At 49.4% G+C, this 22,864-nt stretch carries 27 protein-coding genes; 11 read left to right on the forward strand and 16 right to left on the reverse strand.

Annotated features, from left to right (window positions below; all coding sequences use genetic code 11):
* Nucleotides 1-28: 28 nt before the first annotated feature.
* The gene (locus tag HMPREF0573_RS05905; RefSeq protein WP_013189208.1) at nt 29-559 is read left to right on the forward strand and encodes a DUF6892 domain-containing protein; all 531 of its coding nucleotides are present in this window, start codon (nt 29-31) and stop codon (nt 557-559) included.
* Between the two features lie 167 nt (nt 560-726).
* Here the strand turns inward: HMPREF0573_RS05905 and HMPREF0573_RS05910 are convergent, their stop codons facing one another.
* From HMPREF0573_RS05910 to HMPREF0573_RS05925, 5 genes are all read right to left on the reverse strand, one after another.
* Entirely contained in the window at nt 727-2,289 is a 1,563-nt protein-coding gene (locus tag HMPREF0573_RS05910) for a recombinase family protein (protein ID WP_013189209.1), read from the reverse strand.
* Complete coding sequence (locus HMPREF0573_RS05915; RefSeq protein ID WP_013189210.1) at nt 2,289-3,539, reverse strand: recombinase family protein; 1,251 nt, start codon at nt 3,537-3,539, stop codon at nt 2,289-2,291. Before HMPREF0573_RS05915 ends, HMPREF0573_RS05910 begins: the two co-directional genes overlap by 1 nt.
* A 30-nt stretch (nt 3,540-3,569) precedes the next feature.
* Nucleotides 3,570-3,770 (reverse strand): hypothetical protein, encoded by a 201-nt coding sequence (locus tag HMPREF0573_RS05920; protein ID WP_236589663.1) that lies wholly within the window; start codon nt 3,768-3,770, stop codon nt 3,570-3,572.
* Entirely contained in the window at nt 3,767-4,174 is a 408-nt protein-coding gene (locus tag HMPREF0573_RS09730; RefSeq protein ID WP_154645706.1) for an RNA polymerase sigma factor sigma-70 region 4 domain-containing protein, read from the reverse strand. Before HMPREF0573_RS09730 ends, HMPREF0573_RS05920 begins: the two co-directional genes overlap by 4 nt.
* Before the next feature lie 131 nt (nt 4,175-4,305).
* The gene (locus HMPREF0573_RS05925; RefSeq protein ID WP_013189212.1) at nt 4,306-5,121 is read right to left on the reverse strand and encodes an N-acetylmuramoyl-L-alanine amidase; all 816 of its coding nucleotides are present in this window, start codon (nt 5,119-5,121) and stop codon (nt 4,306-4,308) included.
* A gap of 176 nt (nt 5,122-5,297) precedes the next feature.
* Here HMPREF0573_RS05925 and HMPREF0573_RS05930 point away from each other — a divergent pair, with 176 nt between their 5' ends.
* The 10 genes from HMPREF0573_RS05930 to HMPREF0573_RS05970 all read left to right on the forward strand — a co-directional run bounded on the left by HMPREF0573_RS05930 (nt 5,298) and on the right by HMPREF0573_RS05970 (nt 12,717).
* Complete coding sequence (locus tag HMPREF0573_RS05930) at nt 5,298-5,879, forward strand: DUF4274 domain-containing protein (protein WP_004009151.1); 582 nt, start codon at nt 5,298-5,300, stop codon at nt 5,877-5,879.
* A gap of 150 nt (nt 5,880-6,029) precedes the next feature.
* Nucleotides 6,030-6,473 carry a hypothetical protein gene (locus HMPREF0573_RS05935; protein WP_004009153.1) on the forward strand — a complete coding sequence of 148 codons (444 nt, stop codon included), beginning with the start codon at nt 6,030-6,032 and terminating at the stop codon, nt 6,471-6,473.
* Between the two features lie 181 nt (nt 6,474-6,654).
* Complete coding sequence (locus tag HMPREF0573_RS09565) at nt 6,655-6,948, forward strand: hypothetical protein (RefSeq protein WP_236589661.1); 294 nt, start codon at nt 6,655-6,657, stop codon at nt 6,946-6,948.
* A gap of 287 nt (nt 6,949-7,235) precedes the next feature.
* Nucleotides 7,236-8,096 (forward strand): CbrC family protein, encoded by an 861-nt coding sequence (locus HMPREF0573_RS05945; protein WP_004009155.1) that lies wholly within the window; start codon nt 7,236-7,238, stop codon nt 8,094-8,096.
* A gap of 41 nt (nt 8,097-8,137) precedes the next feature.
* Entirely contained in the window at nt 8,138-8,497 is a 360-nt protein-coding gene (locus HMPREF0573_RS10145) for a helix-turn-helix domain-containing protein (RefSeq protein WP_004009156.1), read from the forward strand.
* Between the two features lie 51 nt (nt 8,498-8,548).
* Complete coding sequence (locus HMPREF0573_RS05955; RefSeq protein WP_001129922.1) at nt 8,549-8,923, forward strand: TnpV protein; 375 nt, start codon at nt 8,549-8,551, stop codon at nt 8,921-8,923.
* A 366-nt stretch (nt 8,924-9,289) separates the two neighbouring features.
* A complete protein-coding gene (gene tet(O) / locus HMPREF0573_RS05960; protein WP_000691758.1) occupies nt 9,290-11,209 on the forward strand; it encodes a tetracycline resistance ribosomal protection protein Tet(O) in 1,920 nt (639 codons plus the stop codon).
* 54 nt (nt 11,210-11,263) lie between these two features.
* The gene (locus tag HMPREF0573_RS09575) at nt 11,264-11,434 is read left to right on the forward strand and encodes a cysteine-rich KTR domain-containing protein (protein WP_004614788.1); all 171 of its coding nucleotides are present in this window, start codon (nt 11,264-11,266) and stop codon (nt 11,432-11,434) included.
* A 487-nt stretch (nt 11,435-11,921) separates the two neighbouring features.
* Nucleotides 11,922-12,434 (forward strand): sigma-70 family RNA polymerase sigma factor, encoded by a 513-nt coding sequence (locus tag HMPREF0573_RS05965; RefSeq protein WP_000241709.1) that lies wholly within the window; start codon nt 11,922-11,924, stop codon nt 12,432-12,434.
* Nucleotides 12,435-12,528: 94 nt separating this feature from the next.
* On the forward strand, nt 12,529-12,717 hold the full coding sequence (locus HMPREF0573_RS05970; RefSeq protein ID WP_013189215.1) for a hypothetical protein: 189 nt from the start codon (nt 12,529-12,531) through the stop codon (nt 12,715-12,717).
* On the opposite strand, the gene HMPREF0573_RS09740 is transcribed toward HMPREF0573_RS05970, so the two are convergent.
* From HMPREF0573_RS09740 to HMPREF0573_RS06010, 11 genes are all read right to left on the reverse strand, one after another.
* A complete protein-coding gene (locus HMPREF0573_RS09740) occupies nt 12,708-12,866 on the reverse strand; it encodes a hypothetical protein (RefSeq protein WP_013189216.1) in 159 nt (52 codons plus the stop codon). The genes HMPREF0573_RS05970 and HMPREF0573_RS09740 overlap by 10 nt on opposite strands.
* A complete protein-coding gene (locus HMPREF0573_RS09830; protein WP_013189217.1) occupies nt 12,856-13,308 on the reverse strand; it encodes an SMI1/KNR4 family protein in 453 nt (150 codons plus the stop codon). The genes HMPREF0573_RS09740 and HMPREF0573_RS09830 overlap by 11 nt, the downstream gene beginning before the upstream one ends.
* A gap of 48 nt (nt 13,309-13,356) precedes the next feature.
* A complete protein-coding gene (locus tag HMPREF0573_RS09835; protein ID WP_013189218.1) occupies nt 13,357-13,605 on the reverse strand; it encodes a hypothetical protein in 249 nt (82 codons plus the stop codon).
* Nucleotides 13,606-13,642: 37 nt separating this feature from the next.
* The gene (locus HMPREF0573_RS05985) at nt 13,643-15,049 is read right to left on the reverse strand and encodes a DUF4253 domain-containing protein (protein ID WP_236589659.1); all 1,407 of its coding nucleotides are present in this window, start codon (nt 15,047-15,049) and stop codon (nt 13,643-13,645) included.
* Between the two features lie 8 nt (nt 15,050-15,057).
* Nucleotides 15,058-15,183: a DUF6547 family protein gene (locus tag HMPREF0573_RS10100; protein WP_353954042.1), complete on the reverse strand. Its 126-nt coding sequence runs from the start codon at nt 15,181-15,183 to the stop codon at nt 15,058-15,060.
* 335 nt (nt 15,184-15,518) lie between these two features.
* Nucleotides 15,519-16,073: a phage holin family protein gene (locus HMPREF0573_RS05990; RefSeq protein ID WP_013189221.1), complete on the reverse strand. Its 555-nt coding sequence runs from the start codon at nt 16,071-16,073 to the stop codon at nt 15,519-15,521.
* A 117-nt stretch (nt 16,074-16,190) separates the two neighbouring features.
* Nucleotides 16,191-16,358, reverse strand: coding sequence for a hypothetical protein (locus tag HMPREF0573_RS09780; RefSeq protein ID WP_169311389.1), 168 nt, complete (start codon nt 16,356-16,358; stop codon nt 16,191-16,193).
* Nucleotides 16,351-16,791, reverse strand: coding sequence for a DUF1617 family protein (locus HMPREF0573_RS05995; RefSeq protein WP_013189222.1), 441 nt, complete (start codon nt 16,789-16,791; stop codon nt 16,351-16,353). The genes HMPREF0573_RS09780 and HMPREF0573_RS05995 overlap by 8 nt, the downstream gene beginning before the upstream one ends.
* Before the next feature lie 12 nt (nt 16,792-16,803).
* Nucleotides 16,804-19,467, reverse strand: coding sequence for a phage tail spike protein (locus HMPREF0573_RS06000; RefSeq protein ID WP_013189223.1), 2,664 nt, complete (start codon nt 19,465-19,467; stop codon nt 16,804-16,806).
* Between the two features lie 15 nt (nt 19,468-19,482).
* Nucleotides 19,483-20,169 carry a hypothetical protein gene (locus HMPREF0573_RS06005; protein WP_013189224.1) on the reverse strand — a complete coding sequence of 229 codons (687 nt, stop codon included), beginning with the start codon at nt 20,167-20,169 and terminating at the stop codon, nt 19,483-19,485.
* 4 nt (nt 20,170-20,173) lie between these two features.
* Nucleotides 20,174-22,855: a phage tail protein gene (locus HMPREF0573_RS06010; RefSeq protein ID WP_013189225.1), complete on the reverse strand. Its 2,682-nt coding sequence runs from the start codon at nt 22,853-22,855 to the stop codon at nt 20,174-20,176.
* Nucleotides 22,856-22,864 lie beyond the last annotated feature (9 nt).

A 22,864-nucleotide genomic window follows, 5' to 3' on the forward strand; every position in this document is an offset into this window, starting at 1 on the left:
TAAATATAATGATTGGAGGAAGAGAAGAATGGGTTTATTCGGACTTTTTGGAAGGGAAAAAGAATTTGAATTAGATAAAGTAAAAGATGTCAAAAAAGAAAAGTTTTTGAGAGAATATAGTGATAATAATACAGAAGAAATATTGTACTTTGATAATTTGAATTTCAAACTGGCTATAGTTGAAGTGTTGATGTATGAGTTGAATTTATTAGAGCCTCGTTTTGATATTTATGATTTTGCTGATAAATACAAAGAGAAAGAGATAGATACAGACAGTTATACTGTAATAGAACCAGCCCTTAATTTCTTTAGAGAAATTTCTATTCCAAAGAAATTTGCACAGTATGTGGAACAAATCTACATGGATGGTGGAAATGAAGTATATATGAATATAATTCCACACTGGGATGGAGAAGATGACTGTTTTGATTTAAATAATGTGACTATTTCAGAATTAAGTCAATTTCCAAATCTTAGGAAAGCAACAATAATGAGCAGCGATTTTGATAAAGTAAAGGAAATTTTTGATGCTGAAAATATTGATGTAGAATTGCTTTAAATTAATTGCTACATACAACTCCCAGTTTGTCGAGCTGAGTAAAATTTAATACTGAAGAGACAAGGCGATTAAGAAATAGAATTCTTAGTCGCTTTTTCTGGGTTAATACCCACGTGACGCTTATCTTGAAATGATTGGTGCTGGCTTTTGATTTCTGGGCTTTGGCGCTATTGCTCTGGTGTGCTGGTTCCGTCTTTCCAGATCACGGTGGCTTTGCCACTTGGTGCTATCTCGATGCGTTGGCACAGGGCGTGGAATGTAGCGGGCCTAAAGTCGCCTACACTGTCTAGTGTGGTGAGGGTGCGCCGGTAGTGGTTGAGTGTGGCTTTGATGCCTGTGCGACGCTCAATCTCCGCCGTGGTTGCTTCGTAGGCGTCGATGGCTTCGCGCTGGCGTTGTTCCAGCTTCTTGAAGCGCTGGTGGTAGTCGTCTTGGTTTTGGGATTGATGCGCATTCGTGTTGATAGCTTGCTCGATCAGTTTCGTGGCAATCTCGATTTCAGCAGCTTGCTCAGCAGCTTTGGTTTCCAGCTCGCTGGTGTCGGTGAGTATGGTTTGCAAGAGTTTCCAGTCGATGAGGCCGCGTTGCTCGATGATCTGGGCGAGCGCTGTTTGGAAGATTGTTTGCAGCTGATTATCGCGTAGGATCGGCATTTTGGCGGGGTGGGGTGTGGAGAATTTGTGGTTGCATTGCCAGATGATAGCCCGGTATTTATCAGTGGAGTGCCAGGTTTTGCTGCCATAGGCTGAGCCGCAGTGGGTACAGTAGACCATACCGGTGAAGGCACGCTCGCGTCGGCCTTGGTTCGTGTTTTTTGCTAGCTCGTAGTGCACGAGTTCCCAGGTTTCAGGGTCGATGATGGCTGGATGGGAGCCGGTCACGTAATATTGTGGGACTTCGCCTTCATTGGCTTTGCGCTGCTTGGTGAGGAAATCTACGGTGAAACGCTTTTGCAAGAGTGCGTCGCCTTTGTATTTCTCGTTGGTGAGGATGGAGTGGATGGTGGTGTGGCTCCATTTGTGTTTACGCCGAGGGGTCAGTATTCCGTCAGCGTCTAGTGAGGCTGCGATCTGTGGAATGCTCATGCCTTCGAGGTATTGGCGGTAGATGCGGCGCACTGTTTCGGCTTGCTCAGGATTGATTACGGGCTCGCCGTTTTCGCCGCGATCGTATCCGAGGAAGTTGCCGTAGGGCATATAAACTTTGCCGTCTTGGAAACGCTTCCTGTGACCCCACGTGACGTTCTCGGAGATAGATCTGGATTCTTCTTGGGCAAGGCTCGACATGATGGTGATTAGCAGTTCACCTTTGGAATCGAGGGTCCAGATATTTTCTTTCTCGAAAAACACCTCCACACCTTTATCCTTCAACTTCCTCACCGTTGTGAGGGAGTCGACGGTGTTGCGAGCAAACCGGGAGACGCTTTTGGTGACGATCAAGTCGATTCTTCCTGAGAGAGCGTCAGCTATCATGCGGTTGAATCCCTCCCGGTGTTTCGTGGAAGTGCCAGAGATTCCTTCATCAGTGTAAATAGCAACGAACTGCCAGCCGTCGTGGTTTTTGATGTAGTGCTCGTAATAATCCACCTGCGCCTCATACGAGTTCGCCTGGTCAGTATCGTCGGTGGAGACGCGAGCATAGCCAGCAACGCGGCGTAGCTGCTGGCCACTAATCGTGGTCGTAGTGGAGTGTAAGGGTTTGGTGGCAGGGATAGTGGTAATCCGTGGCATCAGGCAGTCACCTCCTCACCGGTGAGGTAATCAACCGTGGCAGTGTTCCCACTACTGAGGTGGATGGTCAGGAGCCAGTTCGGGCAGACCTCAATCCGCTCGATCCGATCAACTACCTGCTGGTCGTCCCAAGCATGAAGCCCAAGCAGGCGCTTGATGATGGTGTGCAGGTTTTCTTCTCGTAGTTGATGAGCATGACAGGGGTTGCCCTTGCCTTTCGTGGCGGTTTCGCACCACCAGTATTTATAGGTCGAGTGTGCCAAGCGGCGGGTACGCCGATGATAGTTCCTGCCACAGATAGTGCAGGTGATACGGTGCGTAAGGGCGCTACTGCCACCGGTTGGGGTCAAGCCGCGTCCGCCCGTGGCACGCCGCCTGGCTAGTTCTGCTTGAACGGCGTCAAAAACGCTACGCTCGATAATCGGCGGGTGGGAGTCTTCTACAATATATTTATCCAGCTCGCCACGATTCAGAGTCGGTGTGTTATCTCCAGCGTGAGCACTGAAGTACTGTTGCAAGATTGCGGTACCGATATAGGTGGGGTTCTCCAGCCAATCGCGGGTCACCGAGGCGCTGAACTTGCCGCCACCACGTGAACGCAAACCCTCTTGGTTCATTTGTTTGCAGGTTTTCTCTGGGCTGATCCCGTCAAGAAACTCAGCAAACACACGCCGCACAATCACGGCTTCTTCTTCAATAATGTCGAGCTGGCCGTGGTGGTAGCGGTATCCGTAGGGGTGGCGCGAATGCAACAGACCATCCTTGTACTTTTTACGGATGCCCCACTTCGCATTAGCCGAGATAGATTCGGATTCAGCTTGCGCGAACGAGGCTAGTAAAGTGAGGAGAACTTCGCCCTCAGCGTTAGCGGTGTCGATGTTTTCACGTTCAAAACGCACTGAAACCCCAGCGGCTTTCAATGCTCGCACAGTGGTGAGTAGGTCGACGGTGTTGCGAGCGAACCGCGAGATGGATTTGGTAAGAATAATGTCGATACTCCCTGCGAGTGCTTGCTCGATCATCTGGTTGAACTCGCCGCGCCCCGAGATAGACGTACCGGTCGTTGCGTAGTCGCTATAGACCCCGGCATACTCCCAGCCCGGGGTGTTCGTGATGAGCTTGTTGTAGTAAGAAACCTGGGCAGAGAACGAGTGAGTGAGGCGCTCGGATTCTCGTGAGACCCGCACATATGCCGCCACCCGCGTGAGCTTCAACGCTGCTGGTTTGGGTGGTAGTTTGCAGATCTCCATGCGCGTCTCCTTGTATCAAGTCCGGTGTGTCTATATATCACTCTGAACGCCTGTTTTATCCAGTACTAGCGCCGTATGCAGCCGCCCAATCGGAGGAAGATTGCGGGCTATCAGCCCACCTCGAATGCGGTTCACATCTGTATCGGTGAGTATCCCTGTCTTGGCTGCTTTCGTGGCTGCCAGCATGGTGGCTCGGTAGGTGGCTTCCCGAGTAAACTGGGGTGCGCTCATCGCGGGCATTTCTTGCTCCGATGAGTTACGTAGCATTCATGGCGGCAGTAGCGTCGATGCTTATTCCCATACGCGGTGAACGTGGTGCCACAGCCGATACAGGTGAAGGTGTAGGTGGCGTCACGGTTTTTCGCTTCGGGATGTGCCGCCCACCAAGCCCGCCTATGCTCACTGCAGCAAAAAGATGCAGGTCTGCCAGTCGCTTGAGTCGCTATGGGGTCACCGCACCAACGACACCAGCGACCATCCTCCATACCTTGGCTTTGTGGGCGCTTATGGGGGTTTCGTGCCAGATGACTGCGAACACTGCTTGGCTCTAGCCCAAGAACCCGCGCAATCATCGCCGCAGTCAGCCCGTGCTGGTTGAGTTTTACTATCGCCTCTTTTTGAATCGGGTCAATCATCGCTTATTCCTCCTATAAGGAGGGCTTCGAGCAGCAAGAAATATAAACAGGGAAAACAAAAAGAGCCGCCTCAGCAAGACGGTGAAGTCTCGCTGAGGCGGCTCTTAGAATCCAGCGGGCTAATTTGCTGGTTAGGCAAGGATTTGGTTCACGCGGTTTTGTACCTGTTGGTAGTTGTAGCCAGCATTGGTGAGACGGTTGTAGCGTTCTTGTCCGTTACCCCAATCCCCACGAATCACCTCGCGCGCCAGGGTCTCTATGCTCTTGCCTGCGGGTTTGGATTTGAGCCCGAGGATTTCGTTGACACGGGCTTGCACGGCGTCGTAGAGTCCGCCTAGGCGTGCTCGTCGCTGGTCTCCGTTGCCGTATTCGCCGCGGATAACTGCGTTGGCTAGTGCTTCAATATCTGGTTTACCGGCAGATGATGCCTGGGGTTTGTTTCCGCTGATTTGGTCGTACCAGTAGCCGGCTCTGGCCATGTAAGCGCCGTGTTGGGATCCGGCTATGGATGCGGGGCATTCGGTTGCGGAAAAGTCGCGGTGTCCGAATACGTTTTTACCCCAGACGGGTCGGCCGAGCTTGTAGTAGTGACACAGGGCGGCGACCAGGTGTGCCCCATTTTCTAGGCAGGCATCGGAAATGCGGTAGGGGTGGGTGGATGCGTCTGCGTGTTCGATTCCAATCGAGGTGGTGTTGGCTACCCAATTTCCCGCGTGCCAGGCAGTGTCCCGGTCCCAGACGAGCTGACCGATGCGGCCGCTGGTTTCTACTTGGTAGTGCGCGGAGGCGGGTCGGGTTTGCCATACGTTCCAGCATCCTTGTATGGAAAGGTTTCCATCGTTGTGGTGCAGGATGATTTTGTTGATGGATCGGCCTTGTCTGCCTTTGGTGAAGTGTTTGTTCATTAGCAGGTTCAGGTCAGCTTCTAGAGTGTTCCAGTTCTTCATTTTGGGTTCTCCTTTTCTTTTTTTGGTTGGTTTAAACTGAAATTAAGCAAACTGACAGAGGAAGAGCGGAAGTGTCTGAAACAGATTGCGGGGAAATCGGACTTGCTGAAAAATCTAAATCCACAACGGGGGCAGAAGTAGGAGAACAGCAAATATGAATTTTAGGAGGTATTTTGATGTTAAAAATTGAAGATATTTTAAGAGAAGATTTTGATTGGGAAAATGTAGAGATTGACGAAAATGAATTTGTTGAGTTAGAAAAACAGTTAATTATAAATTATTTAAAGAAAAACTCTCCAAAAGAAAGGCAACTTTTAGCAATAGATTGGAACTTTGATAATTCTAAGGAAGTTATCAAATGGATAGCAGAACAGCCTGATACTGACAAGGGAACAGCTCTATTCCTATATTGGTATATGGATCCTCAATTTTTTAAGAAATATGAAAATAGAAAAGAATGTGCAGAAGAGGGTAGCTGGGCTTTAGAAGATTTTGATATTGTTGAAACTCTTGAAAAAAACTATATTTCAGGATATTACAAAAATCAAAAATATGCTTTTGACCCTAAAAATGATCCATATAATTCAGATTATGACTGGACAGAAGAAGTTGGCGTAGAGGAAATGAAAAGAGAGATACCTAAAGAGATGTATATGGCTTTAGATGGAGAAGTTTTAGAAAGTCCAAACTGGGAAGAAGGAATTCCAGCTGCTCTTTCTGAAATTATGGACAAGCTTTGTGACGCTTTGGACGAATAAAAAAGAAAAATTCCCATTTATCGAGGAGATAGTAAAGCCAGCCGAGCCAGTCAACGGTCAAGATGAGCGGAGTTAGAAGAACGGAAAAACAAGAAAATCCGGGGAGAGGATAAAATCAACTAATTCTGATTTGCGAGGAGAATTGTGACTATGACAGAGCTGAATACATTCAAAAAAATATTGGAAGAAAATGAAGAACGCTTGCCATTGCTAACGCTTGATGAATTTTTCGATGGAAACACAGAGGAGGATTCCATTGCTCCGAACCAATGGGGATTTGGCCGTCCAACGCTTTCTGAAATACGAAATATGCTACAAAAGATTGAGTTAATGCCTGACATAGCATGGGTGCGTGTTGCTCTTCACGATGATACAGGAATCGTAGAAAACAATGGGAAAGAAGAATTAGTTCTTGCAGGAGATACAATCGTGATTTGCACAACCATTTTGCCTGCGGAATTAGAAAAATTAGTAAATTGCGAATGGCTATGCTCTGATGGAGTAATTACAATAGAGGCGTTTGAATTAAATACTTATTCGTGCGTACCACCAATTCCAGATAACTTCGATTGTTTGGAGATCGTGTGGGACTGATCTAAAACTTTCAGTTTATCGGGGGAGATAGCAAAGCCAGTCGAGCCAGTCAACGGTCAAGATGAACGGCGCATAAATGCGCCGCCGTTGACAGTCCCGCACGTCTTTGCTGATGGGCAATCAAGGCGGGAAAGCCCTAAAACGGCTTCCCGCCCATTTCAAAATTTAGAAAAATTTGTTTATGGAGGGAGTTGCAATGTGTGAATACTGTCATAAGGTTCAGAAATGGAAGAGATTTAACGCACCGAAAGATTATCTGGCGTGTATCGAATACATCCAACAGCTTGTGACAAATGGCGGTTTTGAACTGCTTGAGGAAGAATCCACTTGCCCGTTGAATCAGGTAAAGACCGAAGATGGCTGGGCGGATGAAATTATGGTTCACGTGGTACGGTGCAAACACTGTGGACAAGTTTTTACCTGTGTTGTCAACACTTATCGTGGTAGTGGTTCTTTCAAAAAGGGTAAAGGTTGAAAAGTACGCTTGCTTATCAAAATGGTTCGGGACATTTTGTCCCATAGGCTGAGGACAGCCCCTGGCTCGTTGCGGTGCTTCCCCTGCCTGGGTATTCCTTTTCGGACGGTCATTCATTTTTCAAGGTGCAGCTCATCGATGAACTACCCTAAGTCTACACCTGAAAGACCGCCCGCCCCGTACATCCATAAGGTCGGAAATCAGCTCGGAAAACTCTCTATTTCCATGCTCTCGGAAATATGGTCGAATGAAATAATAGAGTGATGAATCGGAATTGGAGAGTTTTTATGAACGAATATTTGAAAAGATACATTGAGTTGAAAAAGCAGTTTGATGCGACCAATAACGGCCCAGACAGTGTCCGTGCCCTCTATGCCTTTAAGGAGAAATTGGAGCATACGGAGGACGAACAGGCAAAGGAAGTATTGGTGAATGTATATGACCTACTGGACTTTAAGAAGGATGCCTATGAACTGCTCTGTCAAATCGGAAATCGCTCCGACAAAAAAATGCTCAAGCGGTTGGGCGCGCTGAAGGACTATGCGGAAAATTGGGGAAACCATCATGCCATTCCAAAACCCAAAACGCCGGAAGAAAAGCAGAACAAGCAGCGGCGGCTCCAATTGGGGCTACCTACCTTCCGGTATCACCCAGACCCTTTGGACACTGGGGCTTTTGATGAGTCCAAAGAGGGTGTTGTCTGCGACTGTTGTGGCAAGACCACACATATTTTCTATGCCTATCCGTTCTTCTCCGTTGAGGACATTGAGTATCTGTGCCCAGGGTGTATCGCCAGTGGCGAAGCAGCCAGAAAGTATAGCGGTAGCTTTCAAGACGATTTTTCTCTGGACGATGGTGTAGATGACCCAGAGAAGTTAGACGAACTCATACATCGCACACCCGGCTATTCTGGCTGGCAGCAGGAATACTGGCGTGCCCACTGCGGCGACTACTGCGCCTTTCTGGGCTATGTAGGTGCCAGAGAATTGCGGGCACTGGGTGTACTGGAAGAAGTGCTGGATGACCCCATGTGGGACGAGGAACAGAAAAAAATGATACGGGAGTCCGTCAATGGAGGGCATTTGCAATGCTATCTGTTCCAATGCTTACACTGCGGAAAACACTTGCTTTGGATGGATTTTGATTAAGTTGTAACTTCCAAATTGTTAAGCAGACAATAAGGGAACGCATGGAACTATCCATACAAGAACGATTGAAAGACCTGCGCGTGGAGCGTGGGTTGACGCTGGAACAGTTTGCGGTGCAGACCCACCTCTCTAAGTCTGCGCTGGGCAGTTATGAAGCGGAGGACTTTAAGGACATCAGCCACTATGCCCTTATCAAGCTGGCGAAGTTTTACGGCTTGACCGCCGATTATCTGCTGGGGTTGTCCGAAACAAAAAATCACCCATTCGGGAGATTAGATAGTGCTTTCCGTTGCGGTGGCGAAACAGGGAGCAGAATTCACCATCCGTGTCCAGATTACGCCAAGATACCGCACCTTGCCCTCATTGTTCAGCAGTTCGCTTTCACTGCCGCAGAGATGTAGGACGGATTTTGCGGACATTCAAAATAAAAAAGAATGTGGAGGTAACAGACAATGGCAAAATCATTATTTGAGGAACTGGGCGGCAAATACGAAAGGCAAGGGGATTATTTGATACCGTGCTTAACTGTACCCGCCGAAGAAGAACAGGCAATAGGCATCTGGGGGCAACGGCATTTAGATTATCTAAAACAGTACCGTAAAGTTACATACACCAATCTTCTTACAAGCGGCAGGCTAAACGCCTACCTTGCCGACATCAACAGACAGGCACAGGAACGCTTTGAAAGGCTCATAGAGGGTATGAAACAGGCACAGGGCATAACGGAACAGCTAAAGGCAGAAAACGCCTTAGAATGGACAGGATGCCTCAATAACATAAGGGCTTGTGCGAGGGAGATTGTGGAAAAGGAAATTATTTTTGCATAAACAGATGATTAGTGGCAGGGGGAAATCCTGCCGCTTTTTCTGCTTTAGTTTGTCAGCTTGACAAATAAAGGGTTAAGGAATATAATTAGATTCAGTATTATACAAGGAGTTAATAAATATGCGGCAAGGTATTCTTAAATAAACTGTCAATTTGATAGTGGGAACAAAAAGTAGCAGTCCCGTTTCACTTTTAATATGGGGCTTAGTTTTTTGTACCCAGTTTAAGAATACTTTTATCATGTAATTTTATATGCCCGAAAACATATAAGTGTTTTGGGGCTATTGGAGTTATTTACCCAGTGATAGGAGTATTTATCACTGGGTATTTTTATGCCCTTTTTTGGGTGTTGATAGGAGGAAAATCACATGAAAATAATTAACTTAGGCATTCTGGCTCACGTTGACGCAGGAAAGACAACATTAACGGAAAGTTTATTGTATACCAGTGGTGCAATTGCAGAACTAGGGAGCGTAGATGAAGGCACAACAAGGACAGATACAATGAATTTGGAGCGTCAAAGGGGAATCACTATCCAGACAGCAGTGACATCTTTTCAGTGGGAGGATGTAAAAGTCAACATTATAGATACGCCAGGCCATATGGATTTTTTGGCGGAAGTATACCGTTCTTTATCCGTATTAGACGGAGCAGTATTATTAGTTTCTGCAAAGGATGGCATACAGGCACAGACCCGTATACTGTTTCATGCACTACAGATAATGAAGATTCCGACAATTTTTTTCATCAATAAAATTGACCAAGAGGGGATTGATTTGCCAATGGTATATCGGGAAATGAAAGCAAAGCTTTCTTCGGAAATTATAGTGAAGCAAAAGGTTGGGCAGCATCCCCATATAAATGTAACGGACAATGACGATATGGAACAGTGGGATGCGGTAATTATGGGAAACGATGAACTATTAGAGAAATATATGTCAGGGAAACCGTTTAAAATGTCAGAACTGGAACAGGAAGAAAACAGGAGATTCCAAAACGGAACGTTATTTCCCGTTTATCACGGAAGCGCTAAAAACAATCTGGGGATTCGGCAGCTTATAGAAGTAATTGCCAGTAAATTTTATTCATCAACGCCTGAAGGTCAATCTGAACTATGCGGGCAGGTTTTTAAGATTGAATATTCAGAGAAAAGGCGGCGTTTTGTTTATGTGCGTATATATAGCGGAACATTGCATTTGAGGGATGTTATTAGAATATCTGAAAAAGAGAAAATAAAAATCACAGAGATGTGTGTTCCGACAAACGGTGAATTATATTCATCCGATACAGCCTGCTCTGGTGATATTGTAATTTTACCAAATGATGTTTTGCAGCTAAACAGTATTTTGGGGAACGAAATACTGTTGCCGCAGAGAAAATTTATTGAAAATCCTCTCCCTATGCTCCAAACAACGATTGCAGTAAAGAAATCTGAACAGCGGGAAATATTGCTTGGGGCACTTACAGAAATTTCAGATGGCGACCCTCTTTTAAAATATTATGTGGATACTACAACGCATGAGATTATACTTTCTTTTTTGGGGAATGTGCAGATGGAAGTCATTTGTGCCATCCTTGAGGAAAAATATCATGTGGAGGCAGAAATAAAAGAGCCTACTGTTATATATATGGAAAGACCGCTTAGAAAAGCAGAATATACCATCCACATAGAAGTCCCGCCAAATCCTTTCTGGGCTTCTGTCGGGTTGTCCATAGAGCCGCTCCCTATTGGAAGCGGAGTGCAGTATGAAAGCAGAGTTTCACTTGGATATTTAAATCAATCGTTCCAAAATGCGGTTATGGAGGGGGTTCTTTATGGCTGCGAGCAGGGGCTGTATGGATGGAAAGTGACAGACTGTAAAATCTGTTTTGAATATGGATTGTATTATAGTCCTGTAAGTACCCCCGCAGACTTTCGGCTGCTTTCCCCTATCGTATTGGAGCAGGCTTTAAAAAAAGCAGGGACAGAACTATTAGAGCCATATCTCCACTTTGAAATTTATGCACCGCAGGAATATCTCTCACGGGCGTATCATGATGCTCCAAGGTATTGTGCAGATATTGTAAGTACTCAGATAAAGAATGACGAGGTCATTCTGAAAGGAGAAATCCCTGCTAGATGTATTCAAGAATACAGGAACGATTTAACTTATTTCACAAATGGGCAGGGAGTCTGCTTGACAGAGTTAAAAGGATACCAGCCAGCTATTGGTAAATTTATTTGCCAACCCCGCCGCCCGAATAGCCGTATAGATAAGGTTCGGCATATGTTCCACAAGTTAGCTTAACAGCTTGCAAAAGTCATATAAAATGAGATTTGAAAGGATTAGAGACTAATTATGATGAAATGCGAATGGATATTGTGTCCTGTTTGTGGGAGCAAAACCCGTAATAAAATTAGGAAGGACACTGTTTTGGAGAATTATCCCCTTTATTGTCCAAAATGCAGACAAGAAAGATTGATTAAAGTTGACAACTTGAAGATAACTGTCATCAAAGAGCCAGACGCTTAAGACGCAGAGCCGATGAAATTGTGGAACAATTCACGAATCATCGGCTCTTTTTGTTTCGTATTTGAAAGAACAAACTCACCAAATAAAAAAAACGATATTCGGGTGGGTTATTTTGTTATACCCTAAATTACCCTCTGAATTTGTTTTTAAATTTGGAGGGATTTTTTTATGTCCTTTTTTCGGGCAGTTATCTATCTGCTCATACGAAGCAAAATTTATCAATACATAGCATATCAGAGAACGGCAGGAAACCAGTTAAAAAAATTTCTGCCAGTGCAACGGTACTTCTCACCTTGAAAGTAGAAGTACAATCTCCATACAATAGAATTACTATTTCCTATAACCGTAAAGGTCACAGAGCCTTTGCGGTTTTTCTTTTGTCGATTTTTGTTGGAAAGTGCCGTAGGGCTGTTTCTGATATGCGGTGTCGTTCTCCGCCTCTCCATCTGGATTTTTTACATTTCAAAAATTCAGATGGGAGGTATTTATGGTGAAATATGCACCAAGAAAGGTATATATCAGAGAAAGTGGCGGCTATGTGGAATTATCCTACACGGAGTTCTGCCGTTGCAGGGAATCCGACCAGACCTATATGGACAAGCTGTTTATCCCCATTCAAGGCTGTCTGCTTGAAGTCGTGAGGGAGCAATACACAGACTTCTACCGTGACAAGGAACGGTGGCGTTATCTGCAAAAATTAGATACAAAGAATAGACTGCTATCTCTCGACGGATTTACGGACAGCGAGGGGAATCCTCTGGACTTTATCACTGATGAAGCGGTGGACATTGCAGAAACCGTTGTCAATGCGGTCATGGTGGACAGGCTGAAAGCCGCCCTGCCTTTGCTGTCGGATAGTGAACAGGAGCTGATACAGGCAATCTTTTTTGACGGACTTTCCGAGCGTGAAGTCGGGGCGAGGTTGGGCATAACCCAGAGCGTTGTAAACAAACGCAAAGCCAGAATCCTAATAAAACTAAGAAAGATAATAGAAAATTAAAATTTAAGGCGTTCAGCCCCCTTGTTTTTTCCTTTGGGAAGATGAGGGGGCTTTTCTCTGCCCTCTCAATCAATTCTGATTGGAGGAAGTAAGAATGGCATACAACCACGGACGGGAGGACAGGAAATGGCGTATCTGGAAAGAAGCGGAGGAAAAGCTGCTGCGTGAGTGCGGCGTTGATGAAGCGACCATTGAGCAGATACGCATGGCGGACAGGGCAGACTTCAATTCCAACAGGCGGTTTTACCGATGGACGAATGATGTAGATCGCCGTCATACATAAAGGTAGGCTTTGGAGCGGATGGAATACCCATCCGTCAGCGGAAACTGCTCGTCTTGCTGAGGAGATCGGTTCTCCGGCGCAAACATAGCATCATACTGCGCCCACCAGTCCCGATAGCGTTTTTCATGGGCAATGTTTTCAGTGTTCATTGAGATACCTCGCCAGTTTCTTCTCCAGCAGTTCTGTCATATCATTGCAGAGGCGCCTTACCTTGTCCTGCTCATGGGCGTAGTACCAGATGGTATCCTCTCCGGGGCGGAGCAGGAGCTGGTCGCCGTCCGCTTCTTTCCAGAACTCGCCCAGCACACAATACCGCTCTCCATGGATGGTCAGATCAAACATCCCGGAAAGGGTAAGAATCACGCCAGTGGATACATTGATACCTGCGGTCAGCAGGAAAAACTTCCGCACCTGGGACGGGAGCGTGAAGTCCAGCACGCTTTCTTGATCCCTGATCTGTTCCTCCGCGGCGGCAGGCTGGATTTTATCCGTGGGGTCCAGCACCTTTGCCAATGCCTTGCAAAACTTGGGGTATTGGCCAAATAGTTCTGGGTGGCTGGCCTTGAATTCCTTTTGCTTTTCCTGCTGCACCCGCTCCTGTTCCTTACAGAAAGCGTCCAGCTCGGCCAGATACCGCTCCTAGTAGAGATTGCTGGCTTCAAATGCTATGCCGCTCTTTTCCAGAATGGCGATGGCTCCCTTTTGGCTGCCAAACACCGGGACCCACTGAAAGCCGTGTCGGCAGGGCTTCAGTTTCAGGAATTCACCCCGACTCAGCAGGGCTTCCAGTTCCAGCTCATGCTCGTCCCACCAGTTCCGCCAACTTTCCGGTATTTCCCGGCCTTCGACCAAGTCCAGAAGCTTTGCTGTCAGGTTTTTTTGGTCCATAAGATCTTCCTCCGTTCCAGAGGGCGCGGGAATCCCATCAATCCCACCAGAGATACCAGACAGTGGACTGCCGCAGCACATCCGCCAGCGCGCCCACAGTGGCGTCCTCCGGCCCCTGGTCGATCACATCCGGGCAGAAACTGTACAGCTCCACTACTGAATCCACGGCCTTCTCCTTGGGAACGGGGACCGGGAGCAGGAACTCCAGTTCGTCGTGGCTCATGGCGACAGGCACCGCGCCGTGCTGCTCAAACCAGTATTTGGCCGCTGCCATCAGCTGGGGTGTGTCGGGACAGTCGTTCCAGTTTCCGAAGGGCAGGTAGGCAAAGATCTCCCAGGGGTTCTTGACCGGGATTTTCGCCAGAATGAGAGGGTAGGTCATATCAGTGTCGGAATCCCAGTAGCAGGAAAAACGGTTATTCTCATAGCCGCCTTCCATCTCGCCCAGGATTTCCTCATCCCAGTCCATATCGTCATCCTCGGCTTCTTCCTTGCGCTGGCCGGTCAATTCCTGCAAAACCGCCTTTCCGTCTTTGAAGGAGGTGGAGAGCATCTTCTTCCGGTACTCCGTTACAGTTTTGAGGTCAAATTCGTAAATGTCTGCATCATTCTTCGGGTCGGCGTTCATCACCAGACACTCAAGCAGCGTTTCGTCATCCGCCTTGATGAGTACCGGCACAAAGCCTTCTTTGACACTTTCCCGTTTGGCATAGCTGTATGCCGACATGATGGGATCATCGTCCTTCATGGAGGGGAAATAGGTGCATTCACAGTCCAGATACTCCATCAACGCCTCAGCCAGTTCAGAGGGCTCCAGTGTGTCCTCGTCGAAGTCCTGTCCCTGCCAGTTGGTGAAGCGTTCCTCGATCACCTTTGCCATGGCCTGGTAGTAGTCCTCGTCAAAGGGGATGAACAGGTAGGCTTCATCTTGGAACTCATTGGAGTGATACCGCTCCGGGCCGAAGAAGCGGAGGGCGTTGTCATCAACATCGGCAGGATAGTAGGGGCTGTCGCCCCCTCCATAGTAATTGCCTGCAAAAGCACGACCTCTCTGATCGAATAGCACAAAGAACAAGCAGCCGTCCAACTCATTCTGGATAAATTCCCGCAGGTCCACACTGGCAGGGTCGGCTTTGACCTGTTTGGCCACTTCGCCGTATTCTTTCAGGAATTCCTCGCCCATCAAATCATGCTCCATGCACCAACGCAAGTAGATGGCCATATGGTTGTAGGCATTGATGGGGTCAATGGGCAGACCCTTCTCCTCAATGCTCTCGATATGATAGGAGGCATCGTCCATCTCACCGTCAAAATCATCATTGGAAAGGGTGCCACGAGTGATAGCATCCTGACGGTCAGGATCCACCACAAAGCTGATGCCGTTCATTTTGTCCAGCAGGGCATCCGCGTCATGAGCCAGTATTTTTTGATATACATCCGTCACGCCTCCTTTTATTCCGGCCACTCATCTCCGTCACAACGGCTGATGAAGTCATAGTGAGGGCTCTCAAAATAGTCGTTGGGATAGGATTCACCGTCCTGATGAAGCTCCAGCCCCCTCCAAATCCATCCTCTCATTGATATATGCAAGGGTATCGTGGATACCCGCAATATCTCCAAAGGGGTAAGCCCCTTTGGAAACCCCGGACAACAAAACAGGCTGAATATCTCGCACTTTCCCGGTGCTTGATACTCAGCCTTTATTTGTTGTCAGCAGCCCCCGTTTCGTGGTCTGCGTGTAGTTCCTTGTAAACTGACTTAGCCAGTTGCCAAGATAAAAAGTGCGATCAGGTAGATAAGCGGGGTCATTATCCATGAAAGGAATAAGGCGAAAAGGAGCCAGATCCCGGCGGTAAGTAGCGTTAAGACTGCTAGGAGTGCCAGGAATTTAAGAATTGTTTTCGAGCAGGTTTTCATGGCTTTTCCGTGTCGTCGGGGAGGGCATGTTGGGGCAGATATTTGCCTGGATTAATCTGGCCTGCGTGGGGGATGGGCGGGGAGTATTTATCTGGACTGCTCGCCCGAGCCGGTGGTGTTGAACTGGTTTTGAAGGCGGGCTGGTTTTGACCGGTTTGCTTGATTGTGTCTAATGCTTGTTTTAGTCCGCCCGGGATCGGCAGACCCAGCAGTGAAGCGTTTTCGAGGATGGAGATGCCCTCGTTGGATAGGTAGAAGAAGATCGTGGCGGTGCGTAGCACTCCGGGGGTACCAAGAACATGCACATCCAATAAGTGGGCTAGTCCGATGAGGGCGAAGATTAAGATTTTGCGGGCGATACCGCGAAACCCTACCGAGCTCGATAGCTTGTGGGTGTTAATAGCGGCGAGCACGCCGGTTAGATAGTCGATAACAGTGAATGCGACTATCGCGTATAGCAGGGAATCAGTTCCACCGAGAAAGGCTCCCAGCCAAGCACCCATAGCGGTGATGACGCCTTGGATAGTGACCCAGATAGATTTAATGGACATATCGAGTGATTCCTTTCAAAAAGACAAAGAAAAACGCCCGACACAGGGTGTAGGGCGCATAAAAAATGCCCACCAAAACTGGCAGGCGTAAGTAGCTGGAGACTATAACCTTTGAGGTTATAGGTCTGGCAGATTGGGGTTGGTAAGCACTTCTAAAATCGGCAATCTTAGATCGAGGTGCGCTTCACGCGGGCAGACCACCTCACCTGATTTCTCGTCGGTAGGTTGTGCTGGTGGTGCTGGTGTGGGATCAGAGGGAATAGAAACAATCGGTTCTTCACTCATCGTCAGTCTCCTTGGCTAGTGCGTCAGCGACGGCGTCGTAAAGCACGTCGAAGGCTTCCGCTGCTTCTCCCGATAGTTCACCGTCATAGCCATCAAGCAGAGTTTTAATATCGGTTAGGTGACGGCCGTATGTGGGCCCGGAAACCTCGACGACAGACTCAAAAAGTTCACTCCTAGCCGCTAAAAACTCTTGCGCTTTTTCTGGGGTTGCGAGATTGAATGTTCCATCGGTATCGATGATGGGCTTGCCAGCATCGTCGAGGGTCGCGTATTGGCTGATTAGTTCGTATTCGTCGACTCCGAAGCGCGTAGAAGCTTCACGTACCAAATGCAGTAGTTTGGTACGCGCACGTGAGGCGGCTGGCTTCAGCGACATGCCAGCCAGCAGTTCGGTGACTGCGGCGAGCTGATCATTGGGAAGAAGAATTTTCATGTTGGTTTCCTTTTATGCGAGATTGGTGGACATTTTCTGGTAGCCGGTGTTGTCGAAATAGGTCCAGGAGATGGAGCCATCAGCGCGGGAGGTGATTTTAGAAATCCAGCCTTGGTTCAAGAGCCCAAGTATTCCGTTAACGCGGTTCATCAAATCCCCAACACGGTCGAATAATCTCGTCATGTTGTAGAACGAGCCGTTGGTAACGACCATGACGTCGTAGGTATGAAACACAACCTTCGACAAAGCGGTTGGCCCCACCCAGCCCGGATGCGTACCACGCCCCTGCAAAGACACGTCCTGCAAGGTGACATAGCGGTTTCCATTGGTGTAGAACTTGTAACCGTTTGTGCGCAGATCAGAACCTAAATGGATGCCGGCTGAACCGTAGAACTTGCCTTTAGGATCCAGTGTCAAGCACGTGTAGAAGGTACCGTTCGCTTGTGTTTGGTATGTCCATGCCACGTAGTCGCCTTGGTTGGCTAGTGACATAGAGATGCCTTGAATGTTTTCGTTGTTCTTTTTGCCACCACGCGACAGCTCACCGACGTAACGCTCGCCATACCAAAACTGCATACCCCGAGAACTAATTGTTCCCTCCAACCGGGAACCGTTATACCAAGAGATTTGAGTGGGGCTGATGCGAATATTCTGATTCCACCCCGCCAATCCAACCTGGATCGCGTTAGCCGCGAGTTTATCGGCGCTAATAGAGCCTGCCTGAATCCTGGCAGCGTTCAAATACCCAGTGGTGATCTTGCTGGCATCTATGTAAGCAATCTTCGCCGAGGTTATAGCCGCATCACGGATCATCACTGTTTGGATAAACCCATTGCTGATGGTCAACTTGTCGGAGGTGATGGAGCCTGCGGCGATCCTGGCTGCTGCTAGGGTGCCGGTGGTTATTTTATCTGCTGACAGCTGAGAGATTTTAGCGTTTGTGATCGCCGCATCGGCAATCATCGCCGTGCCGATAATTCCGTTGTCGATAGTGGTCTGCCCAGTGATATGCACCCGTTTGCCGTCGATGAGGATGGTTTCAGGTGAAATGTTGATTTGGTTGATGACATCGCCTTTAGTCACACGCAGGTTGATGTTGTTGCTCATCATGGCGATGGAGCCCCACACGTTTTGCAGGTTATCGCTCAGCGTAATCTTCAAACCCTCAACGCCCTCACTAGCCTGGCTAGCAGTCTTGACCGCCTGGTCGGCTTGTTTGCGCGCCGCCGCAACATCACTGGCTGCTTTCGCTACGCTGGCTTGGGCTTGCCCAGCCAAATCGCCAGCTTGTTTAGCGGCTTGTTTAGCTTGGGCAACCTCGGTTTTTGCTTGCTCTAACTCAGCACTCACCAGCGCGTGGTTAAGGTCAGTGGCAAGACTGACCCACCCGGGCTGACCAGTATCAGTAACGCGGTAGATCCAGATTCCTACTTGCTCACCATTGTCTTTAAACCACACATCCCCAAGCCGTGCAGATTCCGGTTGGGTGGTGCCATAGTGGTTGGTGTTTTTCCCATCCGCGCTAGCTAGCGCAATACTTGCTGCCTGCTGGGCTTGGCTAGCTTCGCTGCGGGCAGCGGTGATGGTGTGGGTGATGTCGGTGAATTTTCCTGCAGTACTGCCAAGTTCGATGTTGATGTATTCACCTGCGAGTGGGTCGAAGTCATAAGCAACAACCCTGGCGGTGAGTGCCACGTTGAGGTCATCGTGGCGGACGGTTACTGTGTCGCCTAGGGTCACGGTTTCTAGGTCGTAAAAACCCTCATATTCTTTCGTCGAAGCCAGATCCACAAACGAGATCTTGTAAGCGCAATGCGGTTGATCGACATGACAACTAGAGAACTCTGCTTTAGCTAGTTCACGCAATCTCGCGTGAGCCTGCGCAAGTGGCAGCTCATCCTCACGCGGTTTATCCGCATCTTTAATGGCTTTTACCTGCCCATAGCGGATGACCTTGATACGCGGAGCCACATAATCATTGATTCGGGGGCTGTCGACATACAGTTCCGGCAGTAACAACCCGTCGTAACCGACCGGCAGAATCCGGGTAACTACGGTTGTGTAGTCCAGTGCAGATTCGTAGCCGGTGAGGTTTTTACGATCTCTGATCACCACGCCAGCGTCTCGGCCTCTGCGGGGTGCATGGTGGATGTGCCAGTTATCGAAGGCCAGTTCGCCGCCCCATCGCGAGACAAAGCTATTGTCTGTCTTGGAGTCTAGGATTGCAGCGGCTAGAGACTGACGCACGATACGAGCCGAAGCACGAGTGCTGGTGTCGGAGCTAGATGCTGTAAACCCGTGCTTGCTATTAGCAGCATCAAGAAGCTGCTTTAGCGCATCAGCAGCCGTCTTGTTGACGACATAGGTGTCGGCGATCAGGTTTGCTGCCAGGTCATAAAACACGTGATGCGCGGTGATTTCTAGTAGCCCGTCCAGGGTGGTGGTTATCTCGGTGATGCGGAAACCCTGACGAGACTGTATGCCAGGCGCCGGTGTTGCGACGATATTCTCCAACACCAGATGTTGGGCGGCCGGGCCGTCTGCCGGATAGTTAAACCTCAGCGTGAAGCCCCCGTTTAGTTCCTCTGTCACAACCGGATCAATAATCTCGCGGTCGAGAACAGCCAAACCAGTGGCGGTAAAAGTCTGGGCGGCGCGGTTGTGGACGCTAATCATCAATAGGCCTTTCTGCTATAGAGTGCGCCAGTTGGGCTGCACCACAATCTTCGAGACACCCGCACCGAACTCGATTTGGTTAGCACCAGGTTGCAATTGTGGGAAGACCCCGGTTAGGGCGTCGCTTTGGGCTTTACCAGCCACGTGCCCCACCAACCGGGCACTATCGAGTGTCACCTGTCCAGCTGGGGATGCCACCACATGCTTGGTGCTGTTGATCGTCAACTCCAACTGCCCGGTACCAAACACAGTGATGACCGGATCAGCAGGCAACAACCCAGGATTCGTGATGGTTCCCGAAGCATCGAGCGTGGCCGATTTCAGGCCGGCATCCAAATAGGTAAACGGGGCACATGTCAGATCTGCCTGGAACATGCCCCAAGAACCCATCTCACGAACCAGTGGCGACACCTCGACGTGCTTCAAATACCTGAACAAGCCAGGCTCGCCACTAAACGAAATCGCCGAAGCATCCATCAATACAAAACATGCTTGCCGATAAGCCTCCACGCCACCCTTGACCGCTAGTGGCAGGCTGATTTCAGTGTCCTTCCAGCCAGCAAACCGAGTTAAAGAACCGGCGCGACCTGACACCTCAATGTCGTCTACCCGCCGTGTGGCGGCTGGGATCTCTACGGGTGCGGTGAACCGCAAACCCAACTGTTTCGAGGAGATCTTATGGTCGAGAGTAAACCCATACATCGCCTCACGCTCCCGCCATGATTAGGTTGTTGCGTCTTGATAGCCGCGAGAGCTGAGCATCGATGCGCGGAGCCAGCTTGCCGACGAGTGTCCCATCATTGAGCACCACCTGAACATCCAAGGCACCGAGAATCCGCCTCGCAGTGATATCGACAACGCCCTCCACATCCACAGGCGAAGCCTTATTTGGTGATGGGTTGACATCGGGGTGTCGAATGGCTGCTGGTGCCAGATCTACATTCGGTAGGTGCAAGTCCGTGTCGTTGATGTTGATTGGCACATCAATGCCCGCCGCGAGTTCGTCCATGGCACCCATGGTGTCTTTAGCCATGTCTTTTGCTGCATCGGCTGCTTTATGACCCTCACTGGTGATTGCTCCGGCCAGGCCTGCTACGAGCATGTCACCGACCCACGCCATTTGTTTGGAGGGACTGTGGATACCAAAGAACCCGAGGATCCCATCCCAAATACTCGATACCCAGCTAGAAACCCTGTCCCACAACCAGCCCGCCAACGACTGGATGCCCTGCCACAAACCAGACACCAAGGAGGCACCAGCTGAAACCATCTGGCCCACACCACCCAGAACAGCAGAAACAATCCCGCCAATGATCTGCGGGATAGCGGAAACAATCGTGCCAATAATCTGCGGTAGCGCACCAATCAGTGCTGTTAATAGCTGGATACCGGCCTGCACTAACTGCGGTATAGCTCCACCGATAGCCGATACCACAGCAGAAATAATCTGCGGCAACGCGGCCACAATCGTGGTGATGATCTGAGGTAAGGCACCGATCAGCGCGACAAACAGTTGAATACCAGCCTGAATCAGTTGCGGGATAGCACCGAGCACGCCGTTGATGATGGCTGTGATGATTTGCGGCAGGGCTGCCACTATTGCAGTGATGATTTCTGGCAGCGCGCTTACGAGGCTGGTGAGTAATTGGATGCCGGTTTGGATGATCTGTGGGATAGCACCCACAAGGAAATCCACCAGCCCCTGAATAATCTGCGGCAAAGCATCAATCAACACCGGTATCGCTGCGATCAGGCCCTCAGCCAGGCCCGTGATCAACTGCAGCGCGGCGTCCAGGATCAAGGGTAGGTTGTCGACGAGGCCTTGGATCATGGTGGTCAACATCTCGACCGCCGCCGGAATCAACTGCGGCAGCGCCTCACCAATACCGGCTACCAGCGTAGTAATGATCTGCACCGCAGCCTCAAGCAGCGAAGGTAGGGCTTCAATGATCGCCTCTACAAGTGCCACGATTAGGGTTACGGCGGTTTCTGCCAGGGACGGCAGCACCGCAATAATCCCATCAAGCAGGCTGGTCAGTATTGTCATGCCGGTCTCAACTACTTGTGGGAGTTGTTCGGCGATAAATGCCAGTGCTTCTTTCAGGATCCCGCCGAAGGTGTCGATCAGGGCTGGTGCCCCGCCGGTCTCGAAGGCTTCTGTGAGTTCGTCGACCCAGCCGTTAACCATCGGCATCACCGTGCTAGCAAGAGCCGTCGTGAGCCCACCAGCCAACAGGCCCTTCAAATTAGCCACACCATCTTGCAAGGTGGCGAGCTGACCGGAGAAAGTTTTGGATTGGGCATCCATCGCCCCATAAAACCGCCCACCCTCAGATGTAGCGGAAGCGAACGCATCAGCCACCATATCGGCAGATATAGCGCCTTTACCCATCTCCTCCTTGAGCTCGCCGATACTCTTACCTGTCTTACGGGAGATCTCTTCGAGCGGGTTGAAACCGGCGTTAATCATCTGGTTCAAATCTTGACCGGTCAGCTTGCCCGTGCTGCTCATTTGGGCGAACGCGAGCGTCAAAGACTCGAACTTTTGGGCATCACCCTGGCTGATATCGCCGAGCTGCTTGAGCCTGATTTGGGACTCCTCGGCACTCATCCCGAAACCCATCAGAGTCTGGGTGCCCTTAGCCAGATCCTCCATACCAAACGGTGTGCGAGCGGCCTCCAGCTTGAGGTCGTTGACGAGTTTCTGGGCCTTCGCCTGATCACCCAGCATGGTGGTAAACGATGTGGTGTATTGCTCCATCCGGGCGTTGTACTCAACCCCGTCTTTCATTGCCGCCCCGAAGCCTTTAGCGATACCTGCGATGGCGTGCCCGATAGCCTTAACCCCACCAACGATTGCCTCGGCTGCAATGTTGGCTTTCAACACGTCACCGAAGATGCGGGTCTTGCCCGACGTGTCATCCATCTCGGAACCCAGATCATCAACAGCACTCTCAAGATGGCTAGTGTCCTTGGCGGCATCTTTCGCGTCATCACCTGCGCCGTCAGCCTCATCGCCAAACTTGGAAAGAGCAGAATTATTCTCTTTAAGCTCACCCTCAAGACCATTCAAAGTCGCCTGAGCGTTATTGAGCTGAATCTGCCAATTCTTCGTACGAGAATCATTTTCCCCAAAACTGGTAGCAGAGTTATCAAGAGCGCTCTTAAGGGTCTGGATCTTGGCTTTTTGCGCCTCAATCTCTTTACCCAAAACCTGGTTACGAGAAGTCAACGCTGAAGCAGACTTATCGTTCTTATCGAACTGAGAAGCCACCAGCTTCATCTCAGACCCGAGTACTCGCATTTCGCGGTTGATGTCGGTGATCGCGCGTTTAAACTCCCGCTCACCCTCCAAACCAATCTTGAGACCAAAAGACGAGTCGGCCATGAGAGGTGT

Origin of the sequence: Mobiluncus curtisii ATCC 43063 (genome assembly GCF_000196535.1) — a bacterium.
GTDB lineage: Bacteria > Actinomycetota > Actinomycetes > Actinomycetales > Actinomycetaceae > Mobiluncus > Mobiluncus curtisii.

What these genes read in the sequence shown, in the direction of transcription:
- HMPREF0573_RS05930 (WP_004009151.1), top strand. Translation starts at nt 5,298, where the DNA reads ATGTTAAAAATTGAAGATATTTTAAGAGAAGATTTTGATTGGGAAAAT.
- HMPREF0573_RS05955 (WP_001129922.1), top strand. Translation starts at nt 8,549, where the DNA reads ATGGCAAAATCATTATTTGAGGAACTGGGCGGCAAATACGAAAGGCAA.
- HMPREF0573_RS05990 (WP_013189221.1), bottom strand. Translation starts at nt 16,073, where the DNA reads ATGTCCATTAAATCTATCTGGGTCACTATCCAAGGCGTCATCACCGCT.
- HMPREF0573_RS05970 (WP_013189215.1), top strand. Translation starts at nt 12,529, where the DNA reads ATGGCATACAACCACGGACGGGAGGACAGGAAATGGCGTATCTGGAAA.
- HMPREF0573_RS05935 (WP_004009153.1), top strand. Translation starts at nt 6,030, where the DNA reads ATGACAGAGCTGAATACATTCAAAAAAATATTGGAAGAAAATGAAGAA.
- HMPREF0573_RS05995 (WP_013189222.1), bottom strand. Translation starts at nt 16,791, where the DNA reads ATGAAAATTCTTCTTCCCAATGATCAGCTCGCCGCAGTCACCGAACTG.
- HMPREF0573_RS09730 (WP_154645706.1), bottom strand. Translation starts at nt 4,174, where the DNA reads ATGATTGACCCGATTCAAAAAGAGGCGATAGTAAAACTCAACCAGCAC.
- HMPREF0573_RS06010 (WP_013189225.1), bottom strand. Translation starts at nt 22,855, where the DNA reads ATGGCCGACTCGTCTTTTGGTCTCAAGATTGGTTTGGAGGGTGAGCGG.
- HMPREF0573_RS05920 (WP_236589663.1), bottom strand. Translation starts at nt 3,770, where the DNA reads ATGAGCGCACCCCAGTTTACTCGGGAAGCCACCTACCGAGCCACCATG.
- HMPREF0573_RS06000 (WP_013189223.1), bottom strand. Translation starts at nt 19,467, where the DNA reads ATGATTAGCGTCCACAACCGCGCCGCCCAGACTTTTACCGCCACTGGT.
- HMPREF0573_RS05915 (WP_013189210.1), bottom strand. Translation starts at nt 3,539, where the DNA reads ATGGAGATCTGCAAACTACCACCCAAACCAGCAGCGTTGAAGCTCACG.
- HMPREF0573_RS05945 (WP_004009155.1), top strand. Translation starts at nt 7,236, where the DNA reads ATGAACGAATATTTGAAAAGATACATTGAGTTGAAAAAGCAGTTTGAT.
- HMPREF0573_RS10100 (WP_353954042.1), bottom strand. Translation starts at nt 15,183, where the DNA reads ATGAGAGGATGGATTTGGAGGGGGCTGGAGCTTCATCAGGACGGTGAA.
- HMPREF0573_RS09780 (WP_169311389.1), bottom strand. Translation starts at nt 16,358, where the DNA reads ATGAGTGAAGAACCGATTGTTTCTATTCCCTCTGATCCCACACCAGCA.
- HMPREF0573_RS09575 (WP_004614788.1), top strand. Translation starts at nt 11,264, where the DNA reads ATGAAATGCGAATGGATATTGTGTCCTGTTTGTGGGAGCAAAACCCGT.
- HMPREF0573_RS05965 (WP_000241709.1), top strand. Translation starts at nt 11,922, where the DNA reads ATGGTGAAATATGCACCAAGAAAGGTATATATCAGAGAAAGTGGCGGC.
- HMPREF0573_RS09565 (WP_236589661.1), top strand. Translation starts at nt 6,655, where the DNA reads ATGGAGGGAGTTGCAATGTGTGAATACTGTCATAAGGTTCAGAAATGG.
- HMPREF0573_RS09835 (WP_013189218.1), bottom strand. Translation starts at nt 13,605, where the DNA reads ATGGACCAAAAAAACCTGACAGCAAAGCTTCTGGACTTGGTCGAAGGC.
- HMPREF0573_RS05905 (WP_013189208.1), top strand. Translation starts at nt 29, where the DNA reads ATGGGTTTATTCGGACTTTTTGGAAGGGAAAAAGAATTTGAATTAGAT.
- HMPREF0573_RS05910 (WP_013189209.1), bottom strand. Translation starts at nt 2,289, where the DNA reads ATGCCACGGATTACCACTATCCCTGCCACCAAACCCTTACACTCCACT.
- HMPREF0573_RS09740 (WP_013189216.1), bottom strand. Translation starts at nt 12,866, where the DNA reads ATGAACACTGAAAACATTGCCCATGAAAAACGCTATCGGGACTGGTGG.
- HMPREF0573_RS10145 (WP_004009156.1), top strand. Translation starts at nt 8,138, where the DNA reads ATGGAACTATCCATACAAGAACGATTGAAAGACCTGCGCGTGGAGCGT.
- HMPREF0573_RS05925 (WP_013189212.1), bottom strand. Translation starts at nt 5,121, where the DNA reads ATGAAGAACTGGAACACTCTAGAAGCTGACCTGAACCTGCTAATGAAC.
- HMPREF0573_RS06005 (WP_013189224.1), bottom strand. Translation starts at nt 20,169, where the DNA reads ATGTATGGGTTTACTCTCGACCATAAGATCTCCTCGAAACAGTTGGGT.